Below are 6,748 nucleotides of genomic sequence, written 5' to 3'. Positions count from 1 at the left end.
CGCTCAATGCCCTACATTCTGCCGGTTCTACGACTTGACAATCATAGAAGCGTCTCAGTACATCCACCACGAACATTCCCATCAGCAAGGAGACATCATGACCGCGGCGAACGTTCCGACCATCACCCTCAACAACGGCCTGCAGATGCCGCAGCTCGGCTTCGGCGTCTTCCAGGTGCCCGACGCGGAGACCACGGCGGCCGTCGCCACGGCGATCGAGACCGGCTACCGCAGCATCGACACCGCAGCCATCTACGGCAACGAGGCGGGAGTCGGGCGCGCGATCGCCGAGTCGGGCGTCGCACGCGACGAGCTGTTCATCACCTCGAAGCTCTGGATCGATGCGCTCGGCTACGACGAGGCGATGCGCGGCTACGAGGCATCGCTCGAACGACTCGGCCTCGACAGGCTCGACCTCTTCCTCATCCACTGGCCCGCGCCCGCGAGCGACGCGTACACCGAGGCCTGGCGCGCCCTGGCCCAGCTGCACGCGGATGGACGCGTGGGCGCCGTCGGCGTTTCGAACTTCCTGCCCGAGCACCTGGCGCGCCTCGCGGAGGTCAGCGACCTCGTGCCCGCCGTGAACCAGATCGAGCTGCACCCGGCCATGCAGAACCGTGAGACCGTCGCCGCGAACACCGAGCGCGGCATCGCGACCGAGGCGTGGAGCCCGCTCGCTCAAGGTGCGGTGCTCGGAGACGCACCGGTCGTCGCCGCCGCAGAACGCCACGGCGTCTCGCCGGCCCAGGTCGTGCTGCGCTGGCACCTGCAGCAGGGGCGCATCGTGATTCCGAAGTCGGTCACCCCGTCGCGCATCGCCTCGAACCTCGACGTGTTCGGCTTCGTGCTCGACTCCGACGAACTCGCTGCGATCGACGGTCTCGAGCGCGACGGGCGCACCGGCCCGCACCCCGCCAGCTTCAACGGCTGAGCAGGCCGCACGAGCCGTGCGCGAGTTGAGCGCAGCCTAACCTTGCTTGCGGCATCACAGACGCGACGCGTACCGTGAGCAGTAGACAGAACCGACCGAACGAATAGGGGATCATCCAGATGGCAACCAAGCAGATCAACATTCCCGCAGCGCAGGGCGACCTCCAGCGCCCGACCGGCGTGGCCCAGTACCTGAGCCCGGTGCTGCACGACCTCGTCGCACTCGCGGTCAACGGCAAGCAGGCGCACTGGCACGTGCGCGGCGAGAACTTCATGGGCGTGCACGAGTTCCTCGACCAGGTCGTGCTGCACGCGCAGGACGCGGCCGACGAGGTCGCCGAGCGCGTCGTCGCACTGGGCCTGCCGATCGACGGCCGTATCGGTACCGTCGCGGCGCGCACGACGACGCCCGAGCTGAGCTCCGGCTTCCAGCAGTCGAACGTCACCGTGCGCGAGATCGTCGCCCAACTCGATGCTGCGCTCGTCACGCTCTACGCAGCGGTCAAGGGCCTCGACGAGATCGATCTCGTGAGCCAGGACATCGTGATCGGCATCGCGCAGCAGCTCGATAAGGATCGCTGGTTCCTGTTCTCGCACTACGCCGAATAATCGATGCGGGGGAGCGCGGCTCCGCCCGGCCCGGCCTCGTCGGTACGCCCTATGCGGCGACCGGCGAGGCCGGTTCCGTTCCCGGGCCGGGAATCGGCGCAGGGGCCGGGGAAGACGACAGGTACTCCTCGACGAAACGGCCGAGCACCATGTGCGACGCGCGAACGTCGGCTCGAGCGACCTGCTCGATGATCGCATCGACCTCGCCGGGATGGAAATACCCGTGATCGGCATAGGCGCGTACGCGCGAGGCGAACGAATCGGGGTCGAGCTCGGGATGGAACTGGGTCGCGTACACGTTGCGGCCCACGCGGAAAGCCTGCACCGGGCAGGTCGGCGAACCGGCGAGCACGACGATGCTCTCGGGCACCTCGCTGATCGCCTCCTTGTGCCCGACGAACGCGTCGAAGCGAGCGGGGAGCTGGTGGAAGAGCCGATCCCTGGCGCCCTCATCGGTCAGCGAGATGCGCACCGCCTGCGAGGATTCACCGTAGGTGCGATCGACCCGCGCACCCTGGTGCGCACCGATGGTGCCGATGCCGTAGCAGACGCCGAGGAACGGCACGTCGAGACGGACGACCTCGTCGAGCAGGGACGAAAGCTCGCGCTCGACCCGCAGTTCGGTCTCGGTCTTCTTCTCGACGGGCTCGCTCACGGTGAACGGGCTGCCGGCGAGGATGATGCCCGAGTACCGGTCGAAATCGACCGGGCCGAGCGGTGCGCGGTCGAGGCGCCGCCACTCGAGGTCTTCGGGCAGCAGGCCCGTCAGCCGGCAGTACGCGGCATGCTCGTCTGCGGCCTCGAGGTCTTCACCACGGGTCGAGATCAGCAGGAACGGCTTCATCCCTCTACCGTATCGCGATTCGGAGCGCACCGAGGCCGAGCCGTCACCCGGCGACATGCGCGGTCGAGAGCCGGAGGAGACGACCTGTTCAACAGGCCCGTGCCTTGCGTACGGGCCACGACCGGGGATAGAACTGGAGTCATGGCACTGCATTGGAAACTCGTGATCGATTGCGCCGATGCGCCCGCACTGTCGGAGTTCTGGGCTGCAGCGCTCGACTATACGCTGGAGGACTCGTCGCCGCTGATCGCCGCGCTGCTCGCAGCCGGGCGTCTCGATGAATCCGCGGTCGTGGATCGCGATGGGCGCCGACTCTTCCGCGGCCTCGCCGGCATCCGGCACCCCGATGACCCGTTCGATGCCGCCAGCGGTGCCGGGCACGGGCGCCGATTGCTCTTCCAGGAGGTGCCGGAGCACAAGGCGGCGAAGAACCGGCTCCACATCGATGTTCACGCCGGAGACGAGACGCTCGATCGGCTCGTCGTGCGCCTCGAGGCGATCGGCGCGACGAGGGTGCACGAGGTCGATCAGGGCCCCGCCGGCCACTGGTGGGTCATGCAGGATCCCGAGGGCAACGAGTTCTGCGCCGCGGGGTAGCCGAGGCCGTGCAGACGGTCGGGGCCCGGGACGACGCATCGCGCGTCCCGGGCCCCGACCGTGGAGGTCACGCGTCGTAGCTGCGGATGGCGACGACGGCGTTGTGCCCGCCGAACCCGAAGGAGTTCGAGATCGCCAGCTGCGGGCCGTCGCCGAGGGGCTGCGGCTCGCGCGAGGCGCGGAACGGAATCTCCGGATCCTGATCGACCAGATTCGCCGTCGGGGGAGCGACCCGGTTCTGCACGGCGAGCACCGTGAAGAGCGCCTCGAGCGCGCCGGTACCGCCGAGCAGGTGACCGGTCGCGGCCTTCGTCGCCGAAACAGGGATCTCGTTCACGCGCTCGCCGAACACCTTCTGCAGCGCCACGAATTCGTTGATGTCGCCGACAGGGGTCGACGTCGCGTGCGCATTGATGTGCGTGACCTCATCGACCTCGGCGCCGGCGACGCCGAGCGCGAGCTCGACCGCACGGATCGCACCGCGGCCCTCGGGGTCGTTGGCCGTGATGTGGTACGCATCGGCGGTCACGCCGCCGCCTGCGATCTCGGCGTAGATCTTCGCCCCGCGGGCGAGCGCGTGCTCCTCGGTCTCGAGCACGAGCGCGGCCGCGCCCTCGCCCATGACGAAGCCGTCGCGGTCGGTGCTGTAGGGGCGCGAGGCCGACTCGGGGGAGTCGGTGCGCTTCGAGAGCGCCTGCGCCGAATTGAACGCGGCGAGGGTGATCGGGTGGATCGCGGCCTCCGAGCCGCCGGCGATGACGACGTCGGCGAGCCCCGCCTGCAGGTGCTCGTACGCGTTGACGATGGCCTCGGTGCTCGAGGCGCACGCCGATGCGACGGTGCGCGCAAAGGCGCGGCCCTCGAGGTGCATCGAGATCGCGGCCGAGGGCGCGTTCGGCATGAGCATCGGCACCGTCAGAGGCATGACGCGGCGCGGACCCTTCTCGCGCAGGGTGTCCCATGCATCGAGCAGCGACCACAGGCCGCCGATGCCGGTGGCCCAGTCGACGCCGAGACGCTCGGCCGGAATCTCGGGGCTGCCCGCGTCGGCGAAGGCTTCGAAGGCCGCGACGAGCGCGAACTGGCTCGACGGGTCGAGGCGCTTCGCGACCGGGCGCTCGAGCACCTCATCGGGGCGCACCTTCGCCTTGCCGGCGAAGTCGACGGCCAGTCCGTACTTCTCGGCCCAGTCGTTGTCGAGGGTATGGATGCCGGTCTCACCGGCGAGGAGCGCCTCCCAGCTCTCGGGGGCGGTGCCGCCGATCGGGGTAGAGGCACCGATTCCGGTAACGACAATCTTCTTCGTCATGATGCGTGCTCCGCTGATCTGAGGAATGGTGTGTATTCGGGTGTCCCGAGAAGTCTGTGTGTGCGGCGCAGGGCGCGCGCTGCTGCCGCCGAGTGCTGGCGGGTGGCTCGTGCCAGGGGCGACGGCCACCCGCCTCGCAGCAGCTTAGGCCTGGGCCTGGGCGATGAAGTCGACGGCGTCGCCGACGGTCTTGAGGTTCTTGACCTCTTCGTCGGGGATCTTGACGTCGAACTTCTCTTCGGCGTTGACGACGATGGTCATCATCGAGATCGAGTCGATGTCGAGGTCGTCGGTGAACGACTTGTCGAGCGCAACGACGTCAGCGGCGATGCCGGTCTCGTCGTTGATGAGCTCTGCAAGACCTGCGAGGACCTCTTCGTTGCTGAATGCCATGGGGTTTCTCCTTGTATTGATGGGGGATTGAGTGGATTGTAGGGCCGTACTAGTCTGGCCCGGAACCGCGGGTCGCAATGCGCGACTCGCGGAAATCAGGGCAGCTCGACGACCTGCGCGGCGTAGACGAGTCCGGCTCCGAAGCCGATGGTGAGCGCGAGGCCGCCCGAGAGCTCGGGCTGAGCTTCGAGCAGCGTGTGCATCGCGAGAGGGATCGAGGCCGCGGAGGTATTGCCCTGCATCTCGATGTCGCGCGCGATCGCGACGGTGTCGGGGAGCTTCAACTGCTTCGCGAACTCGTCGATGATGCGCATGTTGGCCTGGTGCGGGATGAAGGCGGCGAGCTCGCCGGGTTCGACGCCGGAGACCTCGAGGGTGCGGCGGGCGACCTTGGCCATCTCCCATACGGCCCAGCGGAACACGGTCTGGCCGTCCTGGCGGAGCGTCGGCCAGGCCACCTCGCCGGGGTTGCTGCGGTACTCCTCGAACGTGGAGGTGACACGGATGGTGTCCCACTTCTCGCCGTCGGAGCCCCACTCGGTCGGGCCGATGCCGATGTGGTCGCTCGCGCCGACGATCACGGCGCCGGCACCGTCGGCGAGCAGGAACGAGATGCTGCGGTCGGTCGGGTCGACGATGTCAGAGAGCTTCTCGGCGCCGATGACGAGCACGTTCTTGCACTGACCCGAGCGCACGAGCGCGTCGGCCTGCGCGACGCCGTATACGTAGCCGGCGCAGGCGGCCGAGATGTCGAATGCGGCCGCGGGGGTGAGCCCGAGCCGGTGCGCGGCGAGCGAAGCCATCGAGGGCGTCACCGCGACGTTCGAGATCGTCGAGATGATCACGCCGTCGATGGCGGCGCGGTCGAGGCCCGAGCGAGCAATGGCCTCTTCGCCGGCTTCTACGGCGAGGTCGACGGCCTGCACCGATGCGCTGGCGCGGCGGCGCTGGACGATGCCGGTGCGCTGGCGGATCCACTCGTCGGAGGAGTCGATCGGCCCGACGAGGTCGTCATTCGGCACGTCGAGGTCGCCGCGCGCGGCGCCGACCGAGAGGATGCGCGTGTGGGCAGGGCCGGTCTGCTGGAGCAGGGATGCCATGGTTCGGGAGTCCTTCCGGTCAGGCTGCGTCGGCGATCATCGCGACCGCGGCTTCGAGGTCGTCGGGCGACTTGATCGCGACCGAGGGCACGCCCTTCAGCGCGCGCTTCGCGATGCCGACGAGGGCGCCGGCGGGGGAGAGCTCGATGATGCCGGTGATGCCCGCATCCTGGAAACCGGTCATACAGGCATCCCAGCGCACCGGGTTCGCGATCTGCGTGACCAGCGAGTCGAGGAAGGCCGTGCCGCTCCTCACGAGCGATCCGTCGGCGTTCGTCCACAGGGCGCGCTGGGGGTCGTGCACTCCGTGCTCGCCGGCCGCGACGCCGTCTGCGGCTTCGCGCAGTACAGGGATCGCCGAAGCCATGTAGTCGGTGTGGAAGGCGCCCGCGACCTGCAGCGGGATGACGCGTGCGGCGCGCGGTGCGTTCTCCGACAGCGCGGCGAGCGCATCCTTCGCACCGGCCGCGACGATCTGGCCGCCGCCGTTGCGGTTCGCCGGGGTGAGGCCCTGGGCCTCGATCGCGGCGATCACATCGGCTTCGACGCCGCCGACGACCGCGGACATGCCGGTCTCGGCGCGGGCCGCGGCCTCCGCCATCGCGCGGCCGCGGATGCCCACGAGGCGGAGCGCGTCGCTCGCGTCGAGCACGCCGGCGACCGCGGCGGCGGCGAATTCTCCGACCGAATGGCCGGCCACGCCGGCGGCCGACGTGTCGGCGCGCTGCGAGAGCGCCTCGAAGGCGAGCAGGCTCGCTGCGACGATGAGCGGCTGCGCGATCGAGGTGTCGCGGATCGTATCGGCGTCGCTGACGGTGCCATGGGCGATGAGGTCGGTGCCGGCGCTCTCTGAGGCGGCGCCGAGGCGCTCGCGCGCGCCCGGAAGTTCGAGCCACTCGTTCAGGAAGCCGGGGGTCTGTGAGCCCTGTCCAGGGCATGCGATAACGATCACGTGTTTCAGTCTCT

At 69.1% G+C, this 6,748-nt stretch carries 8 protein-coding genes; 3 read left to right on the top strand and 5 right to left on the bottom strand.

The genetic code is table 11. From position 1 onward, the window contains the following. Positions 1-97: 97 nt before the first annotated feature. Entirely contained in the window at positions 98-931 is an 834-nt protein-coding gene (locus NHL51_RS10605) for an aldo/keto reductase (protein ID WP_434143608.1), read from the top strand. Positions 932-1,050: 119 nt separating this feature from the next. Next, positions 1,051-1,539, top strand: a complete 489-nt coding sequence (locus NHL51_RS10600; RefSeq protein ID WP_434143606.1) for a Dps family protein — start codon at positions 1,051-1,053, stop codon at positions 1,537-1,539. A gap of 49 nt (positions 1,540-1,588) precedes the next feature. Here the strand turns inward: NHL51_RS10600 and NHL51_RS10595 are convergent, their stop codons facing one another. Continuing rightward, a complete protein-coding gene (locus NHL51_RS10595) occupies positions 1,589-2,383 on the bottom strand; it encodes a glutamine amidotransferase (protein ID WP_434143605.1) in 795 nt (264 codons plus the stop codon). Between the two features lie 141 nt (positions 2,384-2,524). On the opposite strand from NHL51_RS10595, the gene NHL51_RS10590 reads away from it, so the two are divergent. Beyond that, positions 2,525-2,980 (top strand): VOC family protein, encoded by a 456-nt coding sequence (locus tag NHL51_RS10590; RefSeq protein ID WP_434143604.1) that lies wholly within the window; start codon positions 2,525-2,527, stop codon positions 2,978-2,980. A gap of 67 nt (positions 2,981-3,047) precedes the next feature. Here the strand turns inward: NHL51_RS10590 and NHL51_RS10585 are convergent, their stop codons facing one another. The 4 genes from NHL51_RS10585 to NHL51_RS10570 form a co-directional block, all read right to left on the bottom strand. Then, complete coding sequence (locus NHL51_RS10585; protein WP_434143603.1) at positions 3,048-4,289, bottom strand: beta-ketoacyl-[acyl-carrier-protein] synthase family protein; 1,242 nt, start codon at positions 4,287-4,289, stop codon at positions 3,048-3,050. A 144-nt stretch (positions 4,290-4,433) separates the two neighbouring features. Beyond that, positions 4,434-4,682: an acyl carrier protein gene (locus tag NHL51_RS10580; protein WP_434143601.1), complete on the bottom strand. Its 249-nt coding sequence runs from the start codon at positions 4,680-4,682 to the stop codon at positions 4,434-4,436. Between the two features lie 95 nt (positions 4,683-4,777). Then, a complete protein-coding gene (locus NHL51_RS10575) occupies positions 4,778-5,782 on the bottom strand; it encodes a beta-ketoacyl-ACP synthase III (RefSeq protein WP_434143600.1) in 1,005 nt (334 codons plus the stop codon). 19 nt (positions 5,783-5,801) lie between these two features. Next, positions 5,802-6,734 (bottom strand): ACP S-malonyltransferase, encoded by a 933-nt coding sequence (locus NHL51_RS10570; protein ID WP_434143599.1) that lies wholly within the window; start codon positions 6,732-6,734, stop codon positions 5,802-5,804. Positions 6,735-6,748 lie beyond the last annotated feature (14 nt).

The sequence above is a fragment of the Leucobacter sp. gxy201 genome (assembly GCF_051043335.1).
Classification (GTDB): Bacteria; Actinomycetota; Actinomycetes; order Actinomycetales; family Microbacteriaceae; genus Leucobacter.
Note: the sequence above shows the minus strand (reverse complement) of the source record. Positions and strands in the feature narration are given on the sequence as shown.